This window comes from Ramlibacter sp. (genome assembly GCF_028291745.1).
GTDB lineage: Bacteria > Pseudomonadota > Gammaproteobacteria > Burkholderiales > Burkholderiaceae_C > Ramlibacter.
Window position 1 is genome coordinate 1 of the sequence record NZ_JAQGNQ010000069.1, and the last position, 24,958, is coordinate 24,958.

23 protein-coding genes and 2 pseudogenes are annotated in these 24,958 nt (G+C 69.6%); 17 read left to right on the forward strand and 8 right to left on the reverse strand.

Annotated features, from left to right (window positions below):
• Positions 1-396: 396 nt before the first annotated feature.
• On the reverse strand, positions 397-1,269 hold the full coding sequence (locus JWP60_RS13275) for a LysR family transcriptional regulator (protein ID WP_299791870.1): 873 nt from the start codon (positions 1,267-1,269) through the stop codon (positions 397-399).
• A gap of 83 nt (positions 1,270-1,352) precedes the next feature.
• Here JWP60_RS13275 and JWP60_RS13280 point away from each other — a divergent pair, with 83 nt between their 5' ends.
• Together JWP60_RS13280 and JWP60_RS13285 are read left to right on the forward strand one after the other, a co-directional pair.
• Complete coding sequence (locus JWP60_RS13280; RefSeq protein ID WP_299791873.1) at positions 1,353-2,318, forward strand: tripartite tricarboxylate transporter substrate binding protein; 966 nt, start codon at positions 1,353-1,355, stop codon at positions 2,316-2,318.
• A 7-nt stretch (positions 2,319-2,325) separates the two neighbouring features.
• A complete protein-coding gene (locus JWP60_RS13285; RefSeq protein ID WP_299791876.1) occupies positions 2,326-3,942 on the forward strand; it encodes a gamma-glutamyltransferase family protein in 1,617 nt (538 codons plus the stop codon).
• Here JWP60_RS13285 and JWP60_RS13290 read toward each other — a convergent pair.
• Entirely contained in the window at positions 3,939-5,099 is a 1,161-nt protein-coding gene (locus JWP60_RS13290) for an ATP-binding protein (protein WP_299791879.1), read from the reverse strand. The genes JWP60_RS13285 and JWP60_RS13290 overlap by 4 nt on opposite strands.
• Positions 5,100-5,444: 345 nt before the next feature.
• On the opposite strand from JWP60_RS13290, the gene JWP60_RS13295 reads away from it, so the two are divergent.
• The gene (locus JWP60_RS13295) at positions 5,445-5,777 is read left to right on the forward strand and encodes a hypothetical protein (RefSeq protein ID WP_299791882.1); all 333 of its coding nucleotides are present in this window, start codon (positions 5,445-5,447) and stop codon (positions 5,775-5,777) included.
• 35 nt (positions 5,778-5,812) lie between these two features.
• Here JWP60_RS13295 and JWP60_RS13300 read toward each other — a convergent pair whose 3' ends face one another.
• Together JWP60_RS13300 and JWP60_RS13305 are read right to left on the reverse strand one after the other, a co-directional pair.
• A complete protein-coding gene (locus JWP60_RS13300) occupies positions 5,813-6,244 on the reverse strand; it encodes a hypothetical protein (protein WP_299791885.1) in 432 nt (143 codons plus the stop codon).
• Positions 6,245-6,311: 67 nt separating this feature from the next.
• Positions 6,312-7,049 carry a dienelactone hydrolase family protein gene (locus JWP60_RS13305; RefSeq protein WP_299791888.1) on the reverse strand — a complete coding sequence of 246 codons (738 nt, stop codon included), beginning with the start codon at positions 7,047-7,049 and terminating at the stop codon, positions 6,312-6,314.
• 140 nt (positions 7,050-7,189) lie between these two features.
• Between JWP60_RS13305 and JWP60_RS13310 the strand changes: the two genes are divergently transcribed.
• From JWP60_RS13310 to JWP60_RS13330, 6 genes and pseudogenes are all read left to right on the forward strand, one after another.
• A complete protein-coding gene (locus tag JWP60_RS13310) occupies positions 7,190-7,828 on the forward strand; it encodes a hypothetical protein (RefSeq protein ID WP_299791891.1) in 639 nt (212 codons plus the stop codon).
• 20 nt (positions 7,829-7,848) lie between these two features.
• Positions 7,849-8,475, forward strand: coding sequence for a hypothetical protein (locus tag JWP60_RS13315; RefSeq protein WP_299791894.1), 627 nt, complete (start codon positions 7,849-7,851; stop codon positions 8,473-8,475).
• Positions 8,476-8,599: 124 nt separating this feature from the next.
• A pseudogene (locus JWP60_RS26770) lies at positions 8,600-8,755 on the forward strand (nuclease-related domain-containing protein); the annotation flags it as partial.
• 37 nt (positions 8,756-8,792) lie between these two features.
• Positions 8,793-10,472, forward strand: a complete 1,680-nt coding sequence (locus tag JWP60_RS13320) for a 3'-5' exonuclease (protein ID WP_299791896.1) — start codon at positions 8,793-8,795, stop codon at positions 10,470-10,472.
• Positions 10,473-10,509: 37 nt separating this feature from the next.
• Positions 10,510-11,706 (forward strand): PLP-dependent aminotransferase family protein, encoded by a 1,197-nt coding sequence (locus tag JWP60_RS13325; protein ID WP_299791899.1) that lies wholly within the window; start codon positions 10,510-10,512, stop codon positions 11,704-11,706.
• Between the two features lie 38 nt (positions 11,707-11,744).
• Positions 11,745-12,347 (forward strand): VTT domain-containing protein, encoded by a 603-nt coding sequence (locus JWP60_RS13330; RefSeq protein WP_299791902.1) that lies wholly within the window; start codon positions 11,745-11,747, stop codon positions 12,345-12,347.
• Between the two features lies 1 nt (position 12,348).
• Here the strand turns inward: JWP60_RS13330 and JWP60_RS13335 are convergent, their stop codons facing one another.
• Both JWP60_RS13335 and JWP60_RS13340 read right to left on the reverse strand, forming a co-directional pair.
• Positions 12,349-13,221 carry an alpha/beta hydrolase gene (locus JWP60_RS13335; protein ID WP_299791905.1) on the reverse strand — a complete coding sequence of 291 codons (873 nt, stop codon included), beginning with the start codon at positions 13,219-13,221 and terminating at the stop codon, positions 12,349-12,351.
• Positions 13,222-13,319: 98 nt separating this feature from the next.
• Entirely contained in the window at positions 13,320-14,582 is a 1,263-nt protein-coding gene (locus JWP60_RS13340; protein ID WP_299791908.1) for a phospholipase D-like domain-containing protein, read from the reverse strand.
• A gap of 147 nt (positions 14,583-14,729) precedes the next feature.
• On the opposite strand from JWP60_RS13340, the pseudogene JWP60_RS13345 reads away from it, so the two are divergent.
• Together JWP60_RS13345 and JWP60_RS13350 are read left to right on the forward strand one after the other, a co-directional pair.
• Positions 14,730-14,816 (forward strand): annotated as a pseudogene (locus JWP60_RS13345) (MBL fold metallo-hydrolase); the annotation flags it as partial.
• Between the two features lie 59 nt (positions 14,817-14,875).
• Positions 14,876-15,937, forward strand: a complete 1,062-nt coding sequence (locus JWP60_RS13350) for an Ldh family oxidoreductase (RefSeq protein ID WP_299791911.1) — start codon at positions 14,876-14,878, stop codon at positions 15,935-15,937.
• A 106-nt stretch (positions 15,938-16,043) separates the two neighbouring features.
• Here the strand turns inward: JWP60_RS13350 and JWP60_RS13355 are convergent, their stop codons facing one another.
• Positions 16,044-17,153, reverse strand: a complete 1,110-nt coding sequence (locus JWP60_RS13355) for a peptidoglycan-binding protein (protein ID WP_299791914.1) — start codon at positions 17,151-17,153, stop codon at positions 16,044-16,046.
• A 223-nt stretch (positions 17,154-17,376) separates the two neighbouring features.
• Between JWP60_RS13355 and JWP60_RS13360 the strand changes: the two genes are divergently transcribed.
• From JWP60_RS13360 to JWP60_RS13375, 4 genes are all read left to right on the forward strand, one after another.
• Entirely contained in the window at positions 17,377-17,643 is a 267-nt protein-coding gene (locus tag JWP60_RS13360) for a hypothetical protein (RefSeq protein ID WP_299791917.1), read from the forward strand.
• A gap of 52 nt (positions 17,644-17,695) precedes the next feature.
• Entirely contained in the window at positions 17,696-18,052 is a 357-nt protein-coding gene (locus JWP60_RS13365) for a translation initiation factor Sui1 (RefSeq protein ID WP_299791920.1), read from the forward strand.
• A gap of 90 nt (positions 18,053-18,142) precedes the next feature.
• A complete protein-coding gene (locus tag JWP60_RS13370; protein WP_299791923.1) occupies positions 18,143-20,176 on the forward strand; it encodes a transglycosylase domain-containing protein in 2,034 nt (677 codons plus the stop codon).
• Positions 20,173-22,215, forward strand: a complete 2,043-nt coding sequence (locus JWP60_RS13375; RefSeq protein WP_299791926.1) for a hybrid sensor histidine kinase/response regulator — start codon at positions 20,173-20,175, stop codon at positions 22,213-22,215. Before JWP60_RS13370 ends, JWP60_RS13375 begins: the two co-directional genes overlap by 4 nt.
• Positions 22,216-22,241: 26 nt before the next feature.
• Here the strand turns inward: JWP60_RS13375 and JWP60_RS13380 are convergent, their stop codons facing one another.
• Positions 22,242-22,841 (reverse strand): 3'-5' exonuclease, encoded by a 600-nt coding sequence (locus JWP60_RS13380; protein WP_299791929.1) that lies wholly within the window; start codon positions 22,839-22,841, stop codon positions 22,242-22,244.
• 102 nt (positions 22,842-22,943) lie between these two features.
• Here JWP60_RS13380 and JWP60_RS13385 point away from each other — a divergent pair, with 102 nt between their 5' ends.
• Both JWP60_RS13385 and JWP60_RS13390 read left to right on the forward strand, forming a co-directional pair.
• Positions 22,944-23,924: a tripartite tricarboxylate transporter substrate binding protein gene (locus tag JWP60_RS13385; protein ID WP_299791932.1), complete on the forward strand. Its 981-nt coding sequence runs from the start codon at positions 22,944-22,946 to the stop codon at positions 23,922-23,924.
• A gap of 5 nt (positions 23,925-23,929) precedes the next feature.
• The gene (locus JWP60_RS13390; protein ID WP_299791935.1) at positions 23,930-24,715 is read left to right on the forward strand and encodes a hydratase; all 786 of its coding nucleotides are present in this window, start codon (positions 23,930-23,932) and stop codon (positions 24,713-24,715) included.
• The last annotated feature ends 243 nt before the right edge of the window (positions 24,716-24,958 follow it).

The window sequence follows — 24,958 nt, forward strand, 5'->3', positions numbered from 1 at the left end:
CGCGGACGTGTGATCGAGCGGAGAGTTTGGCTGCGCAGCAGTCAAACTCGCAGCGAGTTCGGCCGCGGGGGCCGCAAGACCGGCCAGCGCAGGTTTGCCCGATCGCGTTCACGCGATCGGGACGCCACGGCGCGCGCCGCAGCCCGCCCGCATGCGGCTTTGCCGCCCCGGTTGCTTGTCGTGGCGCACTGACACCAGCGCCTTTTCAAGTCCGCGCACGACGCCTGTCCTCTTCCGCCGTCTGAACAGGGAGATGCTGGAACGTGCTATTCCGGACAGCAGTGGGGCTCGACCCGGGATCCACGCAGCGCCGGCACCAGCGCCCTCGTGGATTGCGGGTCGAACCGGGTCGAACCCGCAATGACATCCTCCTGGACATCGCGCAACGGCATCCGGTCACCCAGGCAACTTGCCCTGGAACTCCCGCACCAGCGCCGCCACGATGTGGCCCTTGGCCGCGTCGCGCCGCTGCACCAGCGCGATCCTGCGTTCTTCGGCGCGCGGGATTTCGATCACGCGCAGCTTCGCATCCGTGTGCCAGCGCGCATCGCGCAGCAGCGGCACCACCGCGACGCCCAGGCCCGAGCGCACCAGGTCCAGGATGCTCTCCAGCGCATTCAGTTCCAGGAACTCCTGCGGCTTGACGCGCACGCGCCGTAGCGTGCGCTCCACCAGCCGGCCGGTGTGCTGCGCCGGGTCGAAGCGGATGAAGGGCTGGCGCTGCAGGATCAGGCGCGGGCTGCTGCCCTCGAGCTTGCGCGGCGCGATCAGCACCATGGGCTCGGCATAGAGCGGCGTCCACGCGAGATCGGAGCCCAGGCCCGGCTCGCGCACGGCAATGGCCGCATCGAGCTGGCCGGACTGCACGCGCTCGATCAGCTCGATCGACTTGGCGGCCAGCACATGCAGGTCCAGGTCGGGATGACGCGCCTTCAGCGTCACGGTCGCGCGGATCAGCGGGCGAATGGCCGAGACCACCGCGCCCAGGTGCACCGTGCCCGCCATCGCCTGTGCGCCTTCCGGGCCGGCCAACATCTGGTCCCAGGTGGCAAGCAGCCGGCGCACCTGCGGCACGAGGTCGCGCCCGGCCTCGTTCAGCACCACCACCTTGCCCTGGCGTTCGAAGAGAGGGCGGCGCAGCGTGCCCTCGAGCGCGCGCATCTGCTGGCCGACGGCCGCCTGGGTCAGCGCCACGCGCGCGGCCGCCGCTGCAAACGAGCCTTCGCTCGCCACCGCCGAGAAAGTCCGCAGAAGCCGGATGCTGCTCATGGGCCATACTAAACCAATGCTTTAGTCTCGCTAAAGCAGCTTTCGCTTTTGCTTTCGGGTGGCGGTTCTTATGATGGCGCATCATGTCCAAGCTTCCTGCCTCCCTCCTGCTCGCCTTGTGCGCGGTGCTGGCGCCGCTCGCGCAGGCGCAGAGCTATCCCAACAAGCCCATGCACCTGGTCGTGCCGTTCCCCGCGGGCGGCCCCACCGATGTCTTCGCGCGTGCCCTGTCCGCCAAGCTCGGCGAGCGGCTGGGCCAGACCATCGTCATCGACAACAAGCCTGGTGCCGGCGGCGCCATCGGCGCCGATTTCGCGGCGCGCGCGCCGGCTGACGGCTACACGCTGCTGCTCGGCACCAGCAGCACGCACTCGGTCGCCCCCGCTTTCGGCATGAAGCTGCCCTACGACACGGTGAGCAGCTTCACGCCCATCGTGCACGTGGGCGACGCGCCCAACCTGATGCTGGTGCCGAACGACACGCCGGCCAAGGACGTGAAGGAGTGGATCGCCTACGCCCGCAAGAACCCGGGCAAGCTGAACTACGCCAGCAGTGGCCCGGGCACGGTGGTGCAGCTGACGGCCGAATACCTGAAGGCCGAAGCCAAGGTGGATCTCACGCACGTCGCGTACAAGGGCACCGCGCTCGCCATGCCCGACCTCATGAGCGGCAAGGTGCACCTGCTGTTCGACTCGATGCCCACGGGCCTGCCGCACGTGCAGGCCGGACACCTGCGCGCGCTGGCCGTCACCAGCCTCAAGCGCTCGCCGCTGTTGCCCAACCTGCCTGCGGTGTCCGAGACCATTCCCGGCTTCGAGTCGGTCGTGTGGTTCGGCCTGTACGGGCCCAAGGGGCTGCCGGCCGATGTGGTCAAGCGCGTCAACACCGCGGTGAACGAGGCGCTGCAGGACAAGGACGTGCAGGCGACGCTGGCGAAGTTCGGGATCGAACGCGCCGGCGGAACCCCGCAGCAGTTCGCGCAGGTCGTCGAGAAGGACCGCGCCAAATGGAAGACGATCATCACCGAACAGAAGCTGACCCTGGAATGAGGCCGTCATGAGCACGCAATTCAATTTCGAGAACCCCTACCCGAGCACGCGCATCCCGGTGTTCGCGCGCAACGTCGTCTCCACTTCGCATCCGCTGGCGGCGCAGGCCGGCCTGCGCATGTTGTGGAAGGGCGGCAATGCCGTCGATGCCGCGATTGCCGCGGCGGCGGCCATGACGATCTGCGAGCCGGTGAGCAACGGCCTGGGCAGCGACGCCTTCGCCATCCTCTGGGACGGCAAGGAACTGCAGGGCATCAACGGCTCCGGCCACGCGCCGGCCGGCTGGACGCCGGAGTACTTCCACAAGAAGCACGGCGCCGACGCCAGGACCCCGCCCAAGCGCGGCATCGATTCGGCCACGGTGCCGGGCGCCGTCGCCACCTGGGTGGCGCTGTCCGAGCGCCATGGCAAGCTGCCGTTCGCGGACCTGCTGGAGCCCGCCATCGAGATCGCCGAGCGCGGCTACCTGCTGCCCGTCGTCGTGCAGCAGAAGTGGGCGGCGGCGACGCCCGAGCTGGGCAGCCTGCCCGGATTTGCGCAGAGCTTCCTGCCCTGGGGCCGGGCGCCGCGCGTGGGCGAACTGTTCCAGTTCCCGGCCGCCGCGCGCGGGCTGCGCCTGATCGCGCAGACGCGCGGCAAGGCCTTCTACGGCGGTGAGATCGCCGAGGCGCTCGCCCGCTTCAGCAGGGAGAATGGCGGCGTGCACACGGTGCAGGACTTCGCGTCCTTCCAGCCGGAGTGGGTGGAGCCGATTGCCAAGAACTACCGCGGCTACACGCTGCACGAGATCCCGCCGAACGGGCAGGGCATCGCCGCGCTGATCGCTCTGGGCATCCTCGACCAGTTCGACCTGGCCTCGCACAAGGTCGACAGCGCCGACTCGCAGCACCTGCAGATCGAGGCGATGAAGCTGGCCTTTGCCGACGTCTACCAGTACTGCGCCGAACTCAAGTCCATGGAAGTGACGCCGGCGCAGATGCTGGATCGCGCTTATCTCGCCAGCCGCGCGCGGATGATCGACATGAAGCGCGCGCAGGACTTCCAGGCCGGCAACCCCGTCAAGGGCGGCACCATCTACCTGACCGCCGCCGACGAGAACGGGATGATGGTCAGCTTCATCCAGAGCAACTACATGGGCTTCGGTTCGGGTTGCGTCGAGCCCACGTTCGGCATCAGCCTGCAGAACCGCGGCCACGGCTTCAGCCTGCGTCCGGGCGCCAACCAGGTCGCGCCGGGCAAGCGTCCGTTCCACACGATCATCCCGGCCTTTCTCACCAAGGACGGCGCACCGGTCATGAGCTTCGGCGTGATGGGCGGCAACATGCAGCCGCAGGGCCACATGCAGACGCTGGTGCGCATGCTCGACTACCAGCAGAACCCGCAGGCCGCGTGCGACGCACCGCGCTGGCGCTTCAACAGCGGGCTGGAAATCAACGTCGAACACCAGATGGATCCGGCCGTCGTGCAGGCGCTGCAGGGTCGCGGCCACCGCATGGAAGTGATCAACGACAGCTACCAGGACTTCGGCGCCGGCCAGTTCATCTGGCGCATGGGCGATCCGAAGAAGGAGGGCTACGTCGTCGCCTCCGATGCCCGGCGCGACGGCTTGGCGGCAGGCTTCTAGGGCAGCCGGAAGCAGAAGGTCGTGCCGGCGCCGGGCACGCTCTCGGCCCAGATCCTGCCGCCGTGGCGTTCGACCACGCGGCGGGCGATGGCCACGGCGATGCCGATGCCGTCGGCGTCTTGCGTGCCGTCCAGGCGACGCGAGGGCGCGAACAGTTCCGCCACCCGCGCCTCGGCCAGACCCGGCCCGTTGTCCTGCACGTAGAAGGCGCCGTACGGCCGCTGGCCGATGGCGATGCGTGCGGGCTGGCGGCAGGCACTGGACTTCCACGCGGTCGCCACCAGGTGCTCCAGCATCGTGCGCAGCAGGCGCGCATCGCCCCACGCCCGCAGTCCTTCCTGCACCTCCACTTGCGCGGGCCGGCCGGGTTGGCGGCTCCAGAGCACGTCGACGGTGTCGCGCGCAATGGCGCTCAGGTCCACGTTCCGCGGCGACAGCTCGCTGCGGCCGATGTGCGACAGCTGCAGCAGGGCGTCGAGCAGGCCTTCCATCCGGGCGACGCCGGCGCGCACGCGGGCCGCATAGTGATGCAGCTGCGCGTCCGCTCCCGGGGGCAGCCGCTCCGACAGGGCGCGACTGAAGCCGTCCACGTGGGCCAGTGGCGCCCGCAGGTCGTTCGTCACGGCCGACGTGAAGTACGCCAGTTCCTCGTTCATGCGTCGCAGGTCCTCGGTGCGTTCCCGCACGCGCCGCTCCAGGTCCGCGTTGTCCACCAGCAGCCGCTCGCGCGTCTCGCGCGCGGCGGTGATGTCGGTGAAAGAAATGGCGATCCCCTCGGGCGAGGGAAAGGCACTGACCCGGAACCACATCGACAGCGGCGGGTACTCGGCCTCGAAGCGCACGACCCGTGCGTGCGCCATCGCCTCGCGATAGTGCTGCCCGAACTGGCCGTGCTCGGCACCCGGAAAGGCATCCCACATCATCTGCCCGACGAGGGTGTCCGTCGCCATGCCCAGGATCGCCTCGGCGGCCGGATTGGCATAGGTGATGCGCCACTGCCGGTCGAGGGTGAGGAAGCCGTCGGTCAGGCTGTCGAGGGTCGCGCGCAGGTGCGCCTGCGTCTGCCGCTGCGTGCGGCTGCGGAACATTTGCGACGCCGGCGTGCCCTCGGTGGCGCCGACGGCATGCCTTGCGGGGGGATCGTCGAAACTTTGCATTCAGGAAGTCCTTGGCTCGGTGCTTCCCTGGTCCCTTGTTGTGTTTGCATGATGACCGAAGGCAAGATGCGGCGGGCGCGAAGTGGCGGCGGCTGCCAGCAAGCCCGAAGCTTTCTGGAAGCTTTACACACCTGCCAGCTGCCGGCAGCGCGATGCAGTCTTACGATCTACAGCGCGGAACTTCACCGCGGCAGCGACTCAGCGCGGGCATAGTTGTGGGCCTCATGCCGTCAGGCTCTGTAACTGCGTGTTGTCGACGCGAAGCTGCCGCAAACCGTGTTTCAAGTGCCCGGTAAATCTATTTGTGCACATTGACTTCCGGCCAACCGGGGCGACAGTGGGTGCATGGAGTTCGAGGTCACGGTCACCCACGAGCGGGCCTGCACGCGGGTCGCCATCCGGGGCGAGTGCGGCCTGGGGCGGCTGCTTTCGCTGCTGGAAGTGCTGCAATTCGACAGCCCGAGCTGGCCGCGCGACACGCTGCTGCTGGACCTGCGCCATTTGCAGACCCGCCTCGACGAGGACGAACAGTACCGGCTGGCCGGCGAGGCCTCGGGTGTGCTCGCGCGCATGCGCAAGGTCGCCTTCCTCACCCAGGGCGGGCAGCTGCGGGAGGCCTCGGATGTGCACGCGTTTTCCGAGGAGGCGCAGGCACTGCGCTGGCTGGTCACGCGCTAGGGCCTGTGAACAGGCCCTAATTGCGGGCAGCGCGCTCAGGTCGTGTCGGGCCCCGCCTCCACCAGCGATTCCACCAGGCGCGTGAGGCGATGCGAGGCCTCCGCCGCGCCCCAGCGCTGCTGCCAGCGCACGAGGTCGACGAAGGCATTGCCGCCGAGCGCGCGCACGGCGATCTTGACGCTTTCGTAGAGGGCGTCGTCCAGCAATTCCCCGGGCGTGCAGCGCACCGCCAGGAAAGGAGTGCGTTCCATGCGGGGGGCTGCCTTCAGGAGACGCAGCAGGTCGTACATGCGTCCCTCGTCGAAGTGGCAGCCGCAGACCACCAGTTCCGGACCCTCGAGGAGGGCGGTGCGCGCCTGCTCCAGCGTGCGGGCGGCCACCAGGGTGTAGCTGCCGGCCAGTGCGGCCCGGAACACCGCAAAGGACTCGGGGACATCGGCGACCAGGATGCAGCGGGCATTCGGCATGTGCCGAACAGTGTAATGTGATGACACTATGCGCCCGGTAACAAGGCGCAAGCGGCGGGCAGTCGATTCAGGCGGCGGTCAGCGTGCGGGCGAACAGGTTGAACAATCGCTCCCAGTGCCGTTCCGCCGAAGGCTGGTGGTAGATGCCGGCACGGCGCGGGAACACGAAGCCGTGGTGCGCGCCGGGATACCACTCCAGGCGATGCGGCGTGCCGGCCGCTTGCAGCGCCGCCTGCAGCGTGGCCACCTTCTCGGGCGGCGCCCAGATGTCGGTCTCGGCGCAGGCCACGTAGGTTTCGCAGCGGATGCGCGGCGCCATGAGATGCGGCGAGTCGTCGCGATCGGTCACCATGCGCGCGCCGTGGATGGAAGCGATCGCCCGCAGCCGCTCGGGAAACTCCGCGGCCGCCGCGAAGACGAAGGGCCCGCTCATGCAGTAGCCGACGGCGCCGATGCGGCTGGCGTCCGCCGCCGGCTGGCTGTCGACGAAGGCCAGCATGGCCCGCGTGTCGCGCACCGTCATGGCATTGCTCACGCTGTCCATCAGTTCGAACATGGCCTTCATGGCTTCGGGCGTGCGCTCCATCAGCTCGAACTCGCGCGTGCGGCGGTAATAGAGGTTGGGCAGCACGACGTAGTAGCCGACGCTGGCGAGGCGCCGCGCCATGTCGTGCAGTTCCTCGCGCTTGCCCGGCGCGTCCATGTAGAAGAGCACGACCGGATGGGGCCCGCCCTCCTCGGGGTGCACGACGAAGCTGTTCATGGCCCCGTCCGCGGTGGGGATGTCCAGGTGCTGCTCGATCATTTGGCGCAGCATGCCGCAAGGGCCCGGCCCGCGGCCACAGGGTAGTCCCGCACCTACCCGGGCGACCTCGGCCGGACGACACCTGATCCGCGCGCGCCGGCCTACACAGGAACAAATCCAATGCCACGGGAGAAAATGACATGCACACGGCGAGAGCGAACGACATGCATACCGCGATCTGCACCTTCGACGACCAGGCGCGCGCCGAACAGGCGGTGGCCAGCCTGATGGGCGCCGGCTTTGCCCGCCACGACCTGCACATCGAGCACAAGGGCCTGGGCAACCCGGGCCCCCACTCGGGCACCGACGGCTGGGACGGCATGGAACGCGAAGTGGCGGTGGACCGCGGCAGGCTTTCCTCCTTCATGCAATTCTTCGGCGACCTGTTCTCCCATGTGGATCTGTCCGAGCAGGTCGACGCCTATTCGCAGCACGTGCAGGGCGGCAAGTACGTCGTGGTGGTGGACACGCACGACCAGGCCGACGCGGAGCGCGCGCGCACGCTGCTGGGCGGCATGGAAGCACGCGACCTGAACGTGGTGCATCGCCCCGCGCTCACGCCGCTGCGCGAGCTGGTGGCCCGCCGCGGCGAGCCGGGCATGGCCGGCATGACGGAACGCGGCAGCGACAGCTACGAAGGCGCCGGCACCGGCTCGCTGGCAGGGGAACGGGCCATGGCTTCCAACCGGATCAGCGCGACCGCCGGACCCGACCTGCGCGACCCCGAAGTGGAGCACGCCCCCGGCCTGCGCTACGCCGACAAGGACAAGCCGATCTGACCGGCCAGAAAAGGAGAACCATGCATACCGCCATCTGTACCTTCGAGGACCGTGCGCTCGCGCAGCAGGCGGTCGACCGGCTGCTGGAGGCCGGCTTCGACCGGCGCGAAGTGCACCTGGAGCAGCGCCACGCCGACGGCACGCCCATGGGCGAAGTCGGCGCCGGCGAGCGGCGCGACCAGGACGTGAAGGGCAAGTTCTCGTTCTTCGAGCGCCTGTTCGGCGGCGGCAAGCACGCGCCGCATGCGCAGACGTATGCGAGCGCGGTGGACCGCGGCCTGTTCGTGGTGCTGGTCGAAGCGGCCAGCGAGCCGGACGCGGAACGCGCGCAGAACGTGCTGCACGGCATGGAAGCGCGCGACCTGAATCTGGTGCACCGGGCCGGCGAGCGGCCGCTGCGCGAGCTGATCGCCGAACGCGAAGCCAGCGCCGTCGAGCGCAGTTTCGGCACGGCGCGCGGCGACATGTCCGCGAGCCACAACGCCGAATCCGGCGAAGCGCGCTTCTTCCAGCCCGAGCCGCAGCAGGAGCGCGCGATGGCCTCGCAAGGCTGGGGCGAGCAGCGCCGGCTGGAGGTGGTCGAAGACGACAAGCCGATCGCGTCGCCCGAGCTGCCGCTGGGGGAGGGCGGGGACAAGCCGCGCTGAGTTATCCCGAAGGATGTCCTGAAGGATGTCATCCCGGGCTTGACCCGGGATCCACAGCGGCCGGAATTGCGCCACGAGGCTCGATCACATCGAACGCTAGACTGCACGCGAGGGAGATCTCGCGGTGGCCATTTTTCCGCAGGGCAAGACAAGAGTTCGCGAGCGCGTCCATTCGGGCGAGCGGCGCGTGTTCGAGGCGCTCGCGCGCTGCCTGGAGGACGACTACACGGTCTGGCACAACATCCCGATCATGGGATCGGGCCGCGAACCCGACTTCGTCGTGCTGCATCCGCTGCGCGGGCTCCCTGGTCCTGGAGGTGAAGGACTGGCGCCGGCAGACCATCGTCGATGCCAATCCGATGCATGTGCAACTGCGCACCGACACCGGCATCGTCTCCACCGACCATCCGGTGGCGCAGGCGCGCGGCTACGTCATCGACGTGACCCACCAGCTGCAGAAATTCCCGCAACTGCTGCACCAGGACGGCAGGCACCGCGGCAAGCTGCTGTTGCCCTGGGGCTGGGGCGCGGTGCTCAGTCGCATCCGGCGCTCCGAGGTCGCGGACGATCCGAGCTTCGGCGCGGTCTTCGAGCCGCACAAGGTCATGCTGTGGGACGACCTGGCCGACGATGTCGACCCGATGGCTTTCCAGGAAAAGCTCTGGGCGATGTTCAACGTGCAGTGGCAGGCGACCCTGTCGCTGCCGCAGATGAACATCGTGCGCGGGCTGCTCTTCCCGGAGTTGCGCGTCGGCGCGCAGCAGGCGCTGCCCTTGCACACGTCGGCGGCCAAGCTCGTGGTGCAGGACGTGCTGCAGGTGATGGACCTGCACCAGGAGGCGGTGGCACGCGGGCTGGGCGAAGGGCACCGCGTCATCCACGGCCCGGCCGGCTCGGGCAAGACCATGATCCTGGTCTTTCGCGCCGCGCAGCTCGCGGCTGGCGCGCGCGAGGACAAGCCGGTCCTGGTGCTTTGCTACAACCGCGAGCTCGCGACCCGCATCGAGACCATGCTGCGGCTGCGCGGCGTCGGGCCGCAGGTGCAGGTGAGCACCTTCCACAAATGGGCGATGGACCTGATCCGCACCTACCAGCTCGGTCCCGTGCGAACCGGGACCCTGACCAGCGAAGACTACGAGGCCATGGCGCGGCTCGCCTGCGAAGGCATCACCTCGGCCCGCGTGCCGAAGGGCCAGTACACGGCGCTCCTGATCGACGAGGCGCATGACCTTGCCGACCACTGGCTCGCCGCCGCGGCGCAGATGGTCGACCCAACGACCAGGTCCCTGCTGGTCCTGTATGACGACGCGCAGTCCATCTACCAGAAGCGGCGCCGGAGGATGAACTTCGCGCGCCTGGGCATCGAAGCGCAGGGCCGTACCGAGGTGCTCAAGATCAATTACCGCAACACCACCGAGGTGCTGGCACTGGCGATGGAATGCGCCGGAGCTGTCCTGGACGGCGAGCACCCGCGGGCCGACGACGAGATGCCGCTGGTGCTGCCGCAGTCCGCAGGCCGAAGTGGACCCTTGCCGGTGTTCCTGCGCTTCGACAGCGGGCGCCAGGAAGCTGCCAAGGTCGCGGCCGACATCACCGAGCTGGTGGCGCAGGGCCGGTCGCCGGGCGACGTCGCGGTGCTCGCCCGTTACTGGCGCAGCCTCGAGCTGGTGCGCAGCGCTCTCGCAGCGGCCGGCATTGCCTGCTCGCTGGCGCGGGGAGAGCGCCGGCAGTCGCCGCCCCCCGCCTCGCCATTTGTGACGCTGACCACGCTTCACAGCAGCAAGGGGCTGGAGTTCCCGGTCGTCTTCCTCGTCGGCCTCGACGAGATGGACACAGGCCACGCACAGCGCCTCGAGGAGCTGCGGCTGCTGTACGTGGGGATGACTCGCGCCACGCAGCGCCTGCATCTCACTACCGTCGGAGCCTCCGGATTCGGCGCCCTCGTCGAGCGCGCGCTGGACCGCGTCAAGCTCGCTTGGCAGCAGGGTGGAAAATAGCGGCTGTTCCCGACCGGCCTACCCCAGAGACACGCCCATGCCCCTCCAATTCGCCACCCGCCTGAACAACGTCGAAACCTCCGCGATCCGTGAGCTGTTCAAGCTCCTGGGCAAGCCGGGGATCATCTCCTTTGCCGGCGGCTTTCCGGACAGCGCCATGTTCGACGTCGAGGGACTGCGCGAGGCCTCGCAGCGCGCCCTGGCCGAGGAGGCGGGGGGCGCGCTGCAATACGGCGCGACCGAGGGGTACGAGCCGTTGCGCACGCAACTGGCGGCGTTCGAGCGCAACAAGGGCGTGGCCGACATCGAGCCGCAGGACCTGATCGTCACCACCGGCAGCCAGCAGGCGCTGGACCTGCTGGGCAAGACGATGATCAGCGAAGGCGACAAGGTGATCGTGGAAGGCCCGACCTTTCTGGCCACCATCCAGTGCTTCCGCCTCTATGGCGCCGACATCGAGAGCGCGCCCATCGATGCGCACGGCGTGCAGGTGGACAAGCTCGAACAGCTGATCGTGCAGCACCGGCCGAAGTTCGTGTACCTGATTCCCACCTTCGGCAATCCGAGCGGCGCGCTGCTGTCGCTGGAGCGGCGCCGCAAGATCCTGGAGCTCGCCGTCAAGTACCAGGTGCTGATCGTCGAGGACGATCCCTACGGCGACCTGTACTTCGGCGAAGCGCCGCCGCCCAGCCTGCTGGCGCTGTCGCAGGAAGTGCCCGGCAGCCGCGAGTGGATCGCCCACTGCGGCAGCATGAGCAAGGTGCTCAGCCCCGGCCTGCGCGTGGGCTGGCTGGTGGCCCAGCCGGAATTGCTTGCGAAGGCAACGATGTGCAAGCAGTTCAGCGACGCCCACACCAGCACCTTCGCGCAGGCGACGGCGGCGCAATACCTCAAGAGCGGCCGCATGCCGGACACGCTGAAGACGGTGCGCCGCAAATACGGCGAGCGGGCGCATGCGATGGCGCAGGCGCTCAAGCGCGAACTCGGCGACGCGATCGCGTTCACGGAGCCGCAGGGCGGACTGTTCTTCTGGGCGCGACTCACCGGTGCCGGGGGCAAGATCAAGGACGCGAGCGTATTCGCCAAGAGGGCGATCGAGCAGAACGTGGCCTTCGTGCCCGGCGCCCCGTTCTTTGCGAAGGAGCCTGATGCGGCGACGCTGCGGCTGAGTTTCGCGACGGCGGGTGTGGACAAGATCGAGGAAGGGATCGCGCGGCTGGCCAAGGCGCTCTGAACGTCGGCCGGTCCTGCGGCCCGCTACGATCGCCCACCTTGTTCCTCGACCTCGCCATCACCTTCCTCACCGCGCAGCAGGGCCTGCCCGCCTACGGCTGGCTGTTCACGCTGCTGTTCCTGTGCGGCATCGGCGCGCCGATCGCGCAGGACGTGCTGCTGATCGCGGCCGCCCAGCAGACGCTGGCGGGCGCGCTGAATCCCGTGCTCTTCGTGATCGTCGCCGCGCTCGGCCTGCTGGCGGGTGACGCGCTGACCTTCTGGACGGGCCACTACTACGGCGCGCGCTGGGTGCGCCGTCCGTGGGCCGCGCGTCTGGTGCCGCCGCAACACCTGCCGGCGATGGAGGATCTCGCGCGGCGTCATGCCCTGCCGGCTTCCTTCGTCACGCGTTTCCTGGTGGGCCAGCGCGGCACCTTGTTCTTTCTGACCGGCACGCTGCGCATGCCCTGGCGCGGCTTCTTCCTGGGCGACGGCGTGGCGGCGGTGGTGCACGTGCTGCTGCTGCTGGCCGCCGTGCACCTGCTCGGTTGGCGTTGGCCGGACTGGCAGGGCGTCTTCGACCGCGCGGACGACCGGCTCACCCTGGCGCTGGTCGTGCTGCTGTTCGTGCTGTGGCTGCGCGCGCGCCGGCGCGCCTGAATCAAGCGGGCGCCAGCAGGCGCAAGGCCTCACGCTGAAAGGCATCCGGCGCTTCGTACTGCACCCAGTGGCCGGCGCCGGGCACCAGCACCAGCTCGCCGAAGCGCGGCGCGGTCTGGAACACGGCCTGCAATTGAAGCAGGGTGTCGACGTACAGCGCGTCGCACTCGCCGTAGATCGCGTCGAAGGGGCAGGCCAGCGCGGGCAGGGTGCGCGCCAGGATGTCGGTCAGCGCCAGGCGGCGCCGATGCATGCGGTCGCGCGTGACGTTGGCGGCCTGCAGCGCCACGGCCAGATCGTCGATGGATTCGGGCTTGTGCAGCATCAGCGTCGCCAGGTTCTTGCGGTGGGCTGCGGTGCGCTTGTCCGCGTCCTCGACGCCGCGCCAGGGGGTGAGCGTCAGGCGCTTGTCGCGCAGGCCGAGACCGGGCGCGCCGACCAGCACGAGCCGCTTCACGCGTTCCGGCTGGGCTGCCGCGAGCAGGCCGCCGCACAGGCCGCCGAAGGAGAAGCCGATCACATCGACGGGCGCAGTGCCGATCAGCGCCTGCAGTCCATCGGCGATGGCGGGCGCGACGGCATCGGCATCCTGTCCGTCGGGCGGCCGGGCGGAGTCGCCGAAGCCGGGGAGATCCGGCACCAGCACGCGGCGGCCGGCCGCGGCGAGGGCTTCGACGTTGCGGATCCAGTGGGTCCAGCTGCCGCTGCCTCCGTGCAGCAGGACGAGGGGCTCGTCGTGTGCCTTGCCCCATGCGTGCCAGACGAGATCGCCGTCGCCGCAGGGGGTGGTGAGGCGCGTGGCAAGCGCGAGGACGCGCAGGGCTTGAGGCGGGAGGTCGGAGGCGAGCGGGGAAGACGGGGTAGCGGAGGACATGCGCGATTGTCGCGTGGCGGCAGATGCCCTGGCCCGGCGCCGCGGTGGATCCCGGGTCGAGCCCGGGATGACATCCATCCTGGCAGCGCGTGACACGATCACAGCACGTCATGCAACAGATACGCCGCGTTGTCGTGCAGCTTGTGCAGCCAGCCGCGCCGCTGCCATTGCTCCAGTTCGATCTCGTTCGCCCGCTGCACGTGCTTCTCGAAGATCGCGTCGAACTTCCTTGTGATGCCGTGGTCCAGGATGCCCAGGGTGATCTCGTCGTTGGTGTCGAAGGAGCGGTCGTCGAAGTTGGTCGAGCCCACGGCGCTCCAGCAGCCGTCGATGGTCATGATCTTCTGGTGCAGCAGGGTGTGCGGGTACTCGAACAGGCGCACGCCTTTCTTCAGCAGCGTCTCGAAGTGCCGGTGGCCGGCGTGCTGCACCGTCGGCGAGTCGGAGCCGCTGGTGGCCGGCATCAGCACGCGCACGTCCACGCCGCGCTTGACGGCGTTGCCCAGCGCCTCGATGGCTTCGATCTTCGGGATGAAGTAGGGGTTCTGGATCCAGATGCGCTTACGTGCCAGGCACAGCGCGGTGTGATGCAGGATCTTCACGGCGGGCGCCGAGTTCTCGGGCTTCACGAAGGCCGCATGGACGGAGATGTCGCCCACCTTGTGCAGCACCGGGAAGAACTCGTCGCCGACGAACAGCTCGCCGGTCTCGCCTGCCCAGTTCTCGCTGAAGGCGCCCTGGATCGAATGCACGATGGGCCCGTGCAGCCACACGCTGACGTCCGAGAAGTGCTGGTGGTCCTCGGCGTCGCCCAGCCAGTCGTCGGTGATGCAATGACCGCCCACGAAGGCCTCGCGGCCGTCGACCACGCAGATCTTGCGGTGGTCGCGATCGTTCAGCACGCCGATCGTGTAGAGCGACCGCTTGTGGAAGAACTTGACGTTGCAGCCGGCGTCGCGCAGGCGCGCCACCGTGTCCTTCTCGATCTGCTTGCAGCCCTGCGCGTCGAGCAGGATGCGCACCTTCACGCCGGCGCGCGCCCGCTCCATGAAAGCCGCCGCCACGCGCGCCGCCAGCTCGCCCGGCTTCCACAGGAAGGTCTCGAAGTGCAGCGAGTACTGCGCCGCCGCGATGCGCGCCAGCAGCACGTCGAAGAAGGCGCCGTTTTCCAGCACGGCGACGCGATTGCCCTCGACCGAGGTGCTCAGGCTCAGGCCCGAGAGCGAGGGCATCAGCTTGTCGATGGTCGACTCGGAGGTGATCGCCGTGATCGGGCTGCGGTGCCAGCGGATCGAGTAGATCACCAGCAACAGCACCGCGATGAGGGCGAAGGACAGCCACAGCCAGAACGGCGATTGCATGCGCACGGACTCCTTTTCGCGCCAAATCCGCCGATGCTGCCGCAGCACAGCCACCGCTGAGGTACGGCAAAACCCCAGCGCGGCGCAGGCCGTGTCCGGCAAGACGCAGCGGCGGCCGTGCCGCATCGGCCGGGCAGCTGGTGCCCAGGCCTGCGCATGTACCAGGTGATGCTGGAGAAGGACCGGCGCGCCCGCCTGGCCAAGCAGCAACGCCTGCGCGAACTGCGCCGCCGCCACGCGGGGGGCGGCCGCGAGTCCCGTAGACTGGCGGCCGCACTCCAGACCCCATTGCCATGACACCGACCCGCCCCCGCTACAGCGCCTCCGCCCTTACCACCTTCGCGCAAGATGCGCTGGCCGCCGCCGGCATGCCCGAGGACAAGGCGCAGGCAGTTGCCGCCATCCTGATCGATGGCGACCTCCTGGGCCACACCACGCACGGCCTGCAGTTGCTCCCTTCCTACCTGCGTGAGGTCGCGTCCGGCTCGATGTGCGTGCAGGGCGAGCCGCAAGTGATCCGCGAAACGCCCGCGGCACTGACCTGGCACGGCCGCCGGCTGCCCGGCCCCTGGCTGGTGTTGCAGGCGATGAAGGCGGCAACCGAGAAAGCCAGGCAGTGCGGCACCGGCACCGTCGTGATCCGCCAGAGTCATCACATTGCCTGCCTGGCCGCCTTCCACCAGCGCGCGACCGAGCAGGGGCTGATGATGATCCTCGCTTCGTCCGATGCCAATTCCGCCAGCGTGGCGCCCTTTGGCGGGCTCGACCCCGTGTTCACGCCCAACCCGATCTCCGCCGGCATTCCCACCAGCGGCGCGCCCATCGTGACGGACATCTCCACCTCCGCCACCACCAACGGCCTCACCGGGCGGCTGCACCAGGAGGGCGGCAAGCTCCCCGCGCACTGGCTGATCGATGGCCATGGCCAGCCCTCGGACGATCCGTCGGTGCTGGTCGCGCAACCGAAGGGCACGATCCTGCCGCTGGGCGGGCTCGACTCCGGGCACAAGGGCTACGGTTTGTCGCTGATGGTGGAGGCGCTGACCGGTGGGCTGGCCGGCTTCGGCCGGGCCGATCCGAAGCAGGGCTGGGGCGCGACGGTGTTCGTGCAGATCATGGACCCCGAAGCGTTCGGCGGCCGCGGCGACTTCGTGCGGCAGATGGACGAAGTCGCGCGCCAATGCCATGCCTCGCGCCCGGCGCAGCCAGGCCGGCCGGTGCGCCTGCCCGGCGAGCGCGGCTTCCAGCTCGCCGAGGAACAGCGCGCGAGCGGGGTCACGCTGCACCCGGGCATCATGGAGGCGCTGCTGCCCTGGGCCGAAAAGTTGCGCGTGCAACTACCGGCGGCGATGTAATTGAATTGGCGTTCGTAGGCTGGGCTGCCCGAAGGGCACCCCAGCGATTGCGCGCGTTGCGGCCCACGCTGGGGTTCGCTGCGCGAAGCCCAGCCTACGGATCTCTTCACCCATCCATGCCGATCAGCCGCTCGATCAATCGCGCATCCGCAGCCCCCGTCTCCGGCAGTTCCTGAGAGCGCTGGAACGCCCGCACGAAGCGCGCCGAGGCGCTGCCGAAGATCCCGTCCGCGCGCACGTCGCAGCCCTGGTCCGACAGCGCCAGCTGCACCAGCCGCACGTCGAGCCCGCGCAGCAGCGGCGAGCGCAGGCCCAGCTCGCGCGTGCCCGGCTCGGGGCCGTCATGGCAGCCGCGCGGCAGTTCCACCAGCGAAGCGGCCGAGATCTCTTCGCCGCGCACCACCAGCGGCAGCGGCAGCGCCCACGCGTCCTGTTCGATCAGGCGCTGCAGGGCGTCCATGCGGTACACGGTGGCGCGCAGCAGCGCATTCGGGTGCGTTGCCAACCACTCGCCCCGCAGCCGCAGGTAGCGCTGCACCCACTCGTGTTCGCCCACCTGCGCCAGCGCGCCGGCGGCCTGGGTGCGATCGCGCAGCAGCGGCCAGGCGCCGTGCACCCAGCTGTCGTAGACCACCGCGATGCCCAGCGGCGTGCGGATCCCCAGGCGACTGGCGGCGCGCACGGCGGGATCCCAGTACAGCTCGTCGAAGAAGGCGTCCTGCACGTCGCGCATCAGCGGATCGTCGGCGGTGGCGCGCAGCAGGTTGTGCAGCTTCGGGTCTTCGTCGGCGCCGGAGCTGCGCCCGGCCAGCGCCGGCAGCCAGGCCCGCAGGCGGCCGGCAAAGCGAGCGCCGACGGTGCCGCAGTAACGCTGGGCCAGCAGGTGCAGGTTGCCCGATCCCAGCGTGGTCTGCGCGCGGCCGAAGGTGAGGCGGCCGGTGTCGCCGGGCAGCAGCGTCACCGCGCCATAGTCGCCCCGCACCGAGCCGGTCTCGAACAGATTGACGATGGCTTTCGCGGCCTGCGCCTGGCTGGCCGTCAGGGCCGGCGGCGGGCCCGCCGTCCACGCGCTCGGACGCGTGTAGCGCAACACGCAGTAACTGGCCAGGGCGGGGTCTTCCCGGCAGTCGACCACGTGGTGGCCCGTGCCTTCGAGGTCGAGCCGGCGCTCGCCGCAGTCGCTGCACAGGACGGTGGTACTGAACACCTCGCTCATCGTGGCCTCCCGGTCGGATCTGCGGCCAAGCATAGGAAGAATGCCTATTCCCGCCATCGCCCGGATTGCATAGCGCGCCGCTGCTGCCGGCGCGCGCCTGGGGCCTGAATCGGCCCTAGGCATTTCCCCAAAGCACGCGACCCCATTCGGCGGATGCGGCGCGTGCCGCGGCGGTGCTACCTTGTGGTGGCAGGCCGGAGCAGGCTCCGGGCCCGGAGGCACCATGAACCCGCTCCACCATCTCGACTGCTTGATCCTGACCCACCGCCAGGCTGCCCCGGGCCGCTTCGTCCACGGCCACGCGCGGCCGGGGGACGACGCGGATCCCCTGGTGCAGGGCGCCCAGCTCGCCTTGCAGGCGTACACGCGCGCCTCCGATGCCTACGCGCAAAGCTTCGTCTCGCCCTCGGTCGCCTTGTGGAGCTTGCTGATCGCCGCGGGCGTGGTGCTGCTCGAATGGCTGGTGGCGCGCACCGGGCGGCAGCGCTGAGGCGCCCGGCCGCTGGGGGGCGGTGGCGCCGCAGCGGGCATACTGGGAGCCGATGAAACCGCGTTCCTCCGGCGGGCTGGTCTATTCCACCGACCACGGCCGCATGTGCCCCGCCTGCCGCCATCCGCTTGCGCACTGCACCTGCCGCCAGGCCGCGGCCCCCGAAGGCGACGGCATCGTCCGCGTGCAGCGCGAAACGAAGGGCCGGGGCGGCAAGGCGGTGACCGTGGTGCGCGGGGCGCCGGTCGATGCGGCGGGCCTGCTCAAACTCGGACAGGAACTGAAGGCTGCCTGCGGCAGCGGCGGCACCGTCAAGGACGGCAACATCGAGGTCCAGGGCGAGCACGTGGAGAAGGTCGTCGCCCTGCTGCAGCAGCGCGGCTGGCAGGTGAAGCGCTCCGGTGGCTAGGGCCTCACAACCGCACCGGCGGGCACTGAAGCGCGCCGTCGCGGCTGAGTCCTACAGGACTCAGCCACAGCCCCCACTAGATTGTTGCGAATGAACCCGGCCATTGCCCGGGCCCAGGCCTGGACCGTCGACCAGCTGCGGCGCGCACGCGAGCTTGCGCGCCGCCATCCCGTGCGTGCGGCCCTGCTGCTGCCGGCACTGGTGCTGGCCTACCTGCTCGCGCTGCTGCCCTTCACCCCCAGCATCTCCGACCTGCGCAAGGCGAAGTCGGAGGTGCCCACCGTCGTGCTCTCCGCCGACGGCGTGGTGCTGGCCGAATTCCGGCGGCTGCATCGCGAATGGGTGCCGTTGAACAAGGTCGCCAGGCCGGTGATCGACGCGCTGATCTCCACCGAGGACCACCGCTTCTTCGAGCACCACGGCATCGACCTGCGGCGCACCGGCTCCGCGCTGCTCAACACCGTGCGCGGGCAACGCCAGGGCGGCTCCACCATCACGCAGCAGCTGGCGCGCAATCTCTATCCGGACCAGATCGGCCGTGCGGTGTCGATCAACCGCAAGGCCAAGGAAGCGATCACGGCGCTGAAGATCGAGACGATCTACTCGAAGGACGAGATCCTCGAGACCTACCTCAACACGGTCCCCTTCCTCTACAACGCGTTCGGCATCGAGATGGCCGCGCGCACCTACTTCGACAAGTCGGCCGACCGGCTCGACGTGCTGGAAAGCGCGACCCTGATCGGCATGCTCAAGGGCACGGCCTATTACAACCCGGTGCTCAATCCCGAGCGCGCACGCGACCGCCGCAACACGGTGCTGGCGCAGATGGTCAAGTACGGCAAGCTCGATGCGAAGCGCGCGCAGGCGCTGGCCGCGCGCCCGCTGCGGCTGGACTTCGAGCGGCAGGAGGAGCCGGTCGGCCTGGCGCCGCACGTGGCGCAGCAGGTGCGCAAGTGGCTGATCGCCTGGGCCGATCGCGCGGACTACGACATCTACGCCGACGGCCTGGTGGTGCGCACCACCATCGACAGCCGCCTGCAGAAGGCCGCCAATGCCGCCGTCACGCGCCAGATCCGCAGCCTGCAGGCCCAGGCCGACGGCAGCCGCCGCCGCGGCGCGGACAAGCCGGCCTTGCAGGCGGGCTTCCTGGCGATCGATCCGCGCAACCAGCGGGTCCTGGCGTGGGTGGGCAGCAGCGACTTCGCGCAGGAGCAGTTCGACCACGTCAACCAGGCGCGCCGCCAGCCCGGCTCGACCTTCAAGCCCTTCGTGTATGGCGCCGCCTTCATGGAAGGAATGTCGCCGCAGGACACCTTCCTCGACCAGGCGGTTTCGATCCCGGAGCGCGGGGGCGGGGTGTGGAGTCCGCGCGATTCCACGCCACCGAGCAACCGCGCCATGACGCTGCGCGACGGCCTGGCCTATTCGCGCAACAGCATCACCGCGCAGGTGATGCAGAAGATCGGCCCAGCGCGGGTGGTCGACCTGGCCTATGCGCTGGGCGTGCGCGAGAGCAAGCTGGAACCGGTGCCGTCGCTGGCCCTGGGCACGAGCCCGGTGACGCTGCGCGAGATGGTCACCGCCTACGGCAGCATCGCCAACGAGGGCCACTACCTGGGCGAGCCGCAGCTGGTGCAGCGCGTGGACGACCGCAAGGGCCACACCCTCCTGCTGGTGACGCGGCCCAAGCCGGTCGACGCGATGCCGCGGCCGCAGGCGCTGCAGCTGGTGAACGCGATGCGCGGCGTGGTCGACGAGGGCACGGGCAGCGCAATCCGCACCCGCTACGGCATCCAGGCCGACGTGGCGGGCAAGACCGGCACGACGCAGGAGAACACCGACGGCTGGTTCATCCTGATGCACCCGCAACTGGTGGCCGGCGCCTGGGTCGGCTTCGACGACAGCCGCATCACCATGGGCCAGGGCTGGGGCGAGGGCGCCCGCAGCGCGCTGCCGATGGTGGGCGACTTCTTCGTGCAGGCGCTGCGCACGCGAGCGGCCGATCCGCGGGTGGAGTTCGCCATTCCGCGGCCGCGCCCCAAGGCCCGCGAGCCGGCACCGCACGATCCCGTGCAGGAACTGGTGAACGACCTGCTGGGACGCCTGATGAAGATGATCCAATGAAAGAGCGCGCCGACGAAGCCCCGCAAGCGGCGACCGCCGCCCCCTCGCGCTTCGGCATCGAGGAGATCGAGCGCCTGTTCCGCGACGCGCCCGCCGCGGCCGCGTGGCTGGCCGGCCCGCGCCACGAGTTCCGCTTCGCCAACGACGCCTACCTGCGGCTGGTGGGACGGCGCGCCCTGGTCGGCCGCACGGTGGCCCGGAGCCTGCCCGAGATCGCCGCCCAGGGCTTCGTCGCGACGCTCGACCAGGTGTTCGCGAGCGGCGAGGCCCACGTCGGCACCGAGGTCGTGCTGCAGGTGCACGACGGAGACGGTGCGCTGACCGAGCGGGTGGTCGACTTCGTCTTCCAGCCGGTGCGCGACGAGCAGGGCCAGGTCGCGGGGATCTTCATCCAGGCCACCGATGCGACCCAGCGCGTGGCGGCGCAGGCCGCGCTGCGCGAGAGCGAGGCCAAGTTCCGCGCCATCACCAACTCGGTCGACCAGATGATCTGGTCGACCCGCGCCGACGGTTTCCACGACTACTACAACGACCGCTGGTACGAGTACACCGGCGTGCCCTACGGCTCCACCGACGGCCAGGCCTGGAACGACGTGTTCCACCCGGACGACCGCAAGCGGGCGTGGGCCGTGTGGCGGCACAGCCTGGCCACCGGCGAGCCGTACCACATCGAATACCGGCTGCGGCATCACTCGGGCGAGTACCGCTGGGTGCTCGGGCGGGCGCAGCCGCAGCGGGACGAGCAGGGGCGCATCGTGCGCTGGTTCGGCACCTGCACGGACATCCAGGACATCGTCGATGCCCGCGATGTGCTGGCCAGCTCGCGCGAGCAACTGGAGCGGCAGGTCCAGTTGCGCACGCAACAGTTGCTGCAGGCCGAAGGGCAGTTGCGCCAGGCGCACAAGATGGAGGCCATCGGCCAGCTCACGGGCGGCATCGCGCACGACTTCAACAACATGCTGCAGGGCATCGTCGGCGCGCTCGACGTGATCCGCAAGCTGGAGTCCACCGGCCGCAGCGCCGGCATTCCGCGCTTCGTCGACATGGCGATGAACTCGGCGCAGCGGGCCGCGGCCATGACCCACCGCTTGCTCGCGTTCGCCCGGCAGCAGCCGCTGGCGCCGCAGCGGGTGGACCCCAACGAGCTGGTGCAGTCCTTGCGCGAACTGGTGCGGCGCACCTGCGGCGAATCCATCGTGCTGGCGGTGGAACTGGAGCCAAAGGTCTGGGCGACGCGCTGCGATCCGAACCAGCTGGAAAGCGCTTTGCTCAATCTGGCCATCAACGCCCGCGATGCCATGCCTGAAGGCGGCACGCTGACGCTCGCCACCGCGAACGTGCAACTGCCGGCCACGCACGTCGGGCCGAACGACGTGCTGCCGGCCGGCGACTTCGTCAAGATCTCGGTCGGCGACACGGGCACCGGCATGCCGGCCGACGTGATCGACCGCGCCTTCGATCCCTTCTTCACCACCAAGCCGATCGGGCAGGGCACGGGCCTGGGCCTGTCGATGGTCTACGGCTTCGCGCGCCAGTCCGGCGGGCTGGCGCAGATCGACAGCCGCCTGGGCGAGGGCACCACCGTGTCCATCCTGCTGCCCCGCGTGCGCGCCGAAGAAGGCGAGGGACCGGCCGCGCTGCCGGTCGGTGAGCTTGCGATCGCGCGGGGCGGCGGCGAGACCATCGTGGTGGTCGAGGACGATGAAGTGGTGCGCACGCTGGCCGTCGAGGCGCTGCGCGGCCTGGGCTACACCGTGCACGCGGCGGCCACCGGCCCGGAGGGCGTCCGCCTGTTGGACGAGCTCGGGTCGGTGCACCTGCTGCTGTCGGACATCGGCCTGCCGGGTGGCATCAGCGGCAAGCAGCTTGCCGATACGGCCCGCAGCGCGCGGCCGCAGCTGAAGGTCATCCTGATCACCGGCTACGCGCAGGAGGCCACCGATGCCGACCTGCTGGCGCAACGCATCGAGCTGCTGCGCAAGCCGGTGCTGATCGGTGTGCTGCTGCGCAAGGTGCAGGACCTGCTGCGGGTGCCGTGAGGGGAGGCGACGCCGCCTCCCGGTAGTCACGCCATGGGCAGCCCCAGCGCCTGGTAAACCCGCAACGCCGCCCATGCATCGTTCGCCGCGTAGAGCAGCTGCGCATCGCTCAACTGCCGCTGCGACCAGTTCGAGGTGGCGGCCCGCTTCGACTTCAGGAAGCGGCGCCCGAACAGCACTGCGACCGCGGCCTTGGTGCCCATCTGCCGGCGATAGCCACGCTGGCGCAGGACGGTGTCGAGATCCAGCACATCGCGCGGCTCGACCCCCAGCTTGTCGACGATGCGGCGCTGGTCGTCCTGCAGGCCGAAGCCCGCCTTGACGATGCCTGCGCGCGCGAGCAACTCGCCCGCGATCGCGCGGCAACCGGCGTCGTGCAGCTGGAACACGAAGGCCTGCTCGGGCATGGCGAGCTGGATCACGTGCGGGCCTTCCGAGGCCTCGCCGGCGTGGAAGGTCGGCTTGGACTCGGTGTCGAATCCCCAGACCGTGGACGACAGCAGCGCCGCCGCGGCCCGCTCTGCCTCTGCCTCGGTGGCGACCAGCGCAATGCGCTCGCGCGCCAGCCGCTCGAAGGGCGGCAGCAGGGCGATCTCCTCGGGGGCTGGCATCCTGGGTGTTTGCATGGCCGCGAGCATAACGAGCCCTAGGGCACACCAGCATTCCCGGCGCCCGATGCCGCCGCCAGAATGCGCGCAGCAAGCACAGAAGCTTTCGCAGGAGACTCCATGCCCCGTTCGCGCCTTCGTGTCCTGGCCGCCCTGGCCGCTTTGACCCTGGCCGTCACCGCGCCGCTGGGCCTGGCCCACGCCCAGGCCGCCTGGCCGACCAAGCCGGTGCGCATCATCGTGACCTTCCCGCCGGGCGGCGCGCCCGACACGCTGGCGCGCCTGCTGGCCGAGAAGTGGGCGGGGCTCGGCCAACCCGTCACGGTAGAGAACAAGCCCGGTGCCGGCGGCAACATCGGCGCCGACATGGTGGCCAAGGCGCCCGGAGACGGCCACACGCTGGTGGTGGGCACGGTCGGCACGCACGCGATCAATCCCGCGCTGTATGCGCACATGCCCTACGACAACGTCCGCGACTTCACGCCAATCAGCTTCCTGGCTTCGACGCCGAACCTGCTGGTGGTCAACAAGGAGGTGCCGGCCAACAACGTTCGGGAGCTGATCGCGCTGGCGAAGAAACAGCAGCTGTTCTTCGGCTCCTCGGGCAGCGGCACCTCGATCCACCTTTCGGGCGAGCTGTTCAACACGCTGGCGGGCGTGAAGATGCAGCACATCCCCTACAAGGGCCGCGCCGAGGCGATCCCCGACCTGATCGGCGGGCGCATCCAGATGATCTTCGACAACATGCCTTCGGCGTTGCCGCTGGTGCAGGAGGGCAAGCTCAAGGCCATCGCCGTGACCAGCGCGCAGCGCTCTCCCGCCGCACCCGACATCCCGACGATCGCCGAGTCGGGGCTGCCCGGTTTCGAGGCGACCTCGTGGTTCGCCCTGCTCGGCTCGCCCGGCATTCCGCGCGACGTGCAGATGCGCATCAACGCCGAGACGCTCCGGGTGCTGGCCATGCCGGACGTCAAGGACCGGCTGGCGAAGCTGGGGCTCGATCCGCGTCCCGGCACGCCCGAGGCGCTGGCCGGCCTGATCCAGTCCGAGACCGGCAAGTGGGCCAAGGTGGTCAAGGCCTCGGGCGCGCGCATCGAGTGACCGCCATGACGCCCGAACTCCTGCTGAAACACGCCGACGAGGCCACCCTGTGGCCGGCCGGCAGCGGCCTCGACGTCGGCCTGGCCTACGAGCGCGCCTTGAGCGTGCGGCAGCTGCGCCTGCGCCGCGGCGAGCAGCCGCGCGGCTACAAGATCGGCTTCACCAATCGCACGATCTGGGACCGGTACGGCGTGTACGCGCCGATCTGGGGAACGGTGTGGAACACCACCCTGAGTTTCTGCGACGGCGAGGGCGAGCTGTCACTGGCCGGCAGCTGCCAGCCGCGCATCGAACCCGAATGCGTCTTCGGGCTGAAGGCGACGCCGCCGGCGCGCGCCGGGCTCGACGAGCTGCTCGCGTGCATCGAATGGCTGGCGCCCGGCTTCGAGATCGTGCAGTCGCACTGCCGCGACTGGAAGTTCACCGCCGCCGACACGGTGGCCGACAGCGGCCTGCATGCGCGCCTGCTGGTCGGCCGCCAGATCGATGTTGCATCGCTGCCGCGCGAGGCGGCGGCCTTCGACGCGCAACTTGCGGCCGCGCGCATCACGCTGTTGCGCGAAGAGGTGCGCGTCGACGCCGGCGTCGGTGCCAACGTGCTCGACGGCCCGCTGCACGCGCTGGCGCACTTCCTGGCCGCGCTGCGCGACTGCCCCGGCGCCACCGACCTGCAGCCCGGGGACGTGGTCACGACGGGCACCTGGACGGACGCCTGGCCGGTGCATCGCGGCGAGCAGTGGCGCGCCGAGTTCGATGCGCCGCTGGCGCCGCTGGCGGTGCGATTCGTTTGAAGCGCAAGAGAGGAAGTCATCCGGGGCGCCTGAGGATGTCATCCAGGGCTTGACCCCGGGCTTGACCCGGGATCCACGACGGCGTCTGAACAAGCGCCGCATGGATTGCGGGTCAAGCCCACTACTGTCCGGAGATTTTTTCGAATAGTGAAAACTGGCTCGGCGGCGCTTGTTCGTCCTCTTCGGGGGTGATCGCTGCCAATAGATCGGGCAGTGGGGTGCGCTCGAAGAGAGACAGGCTCA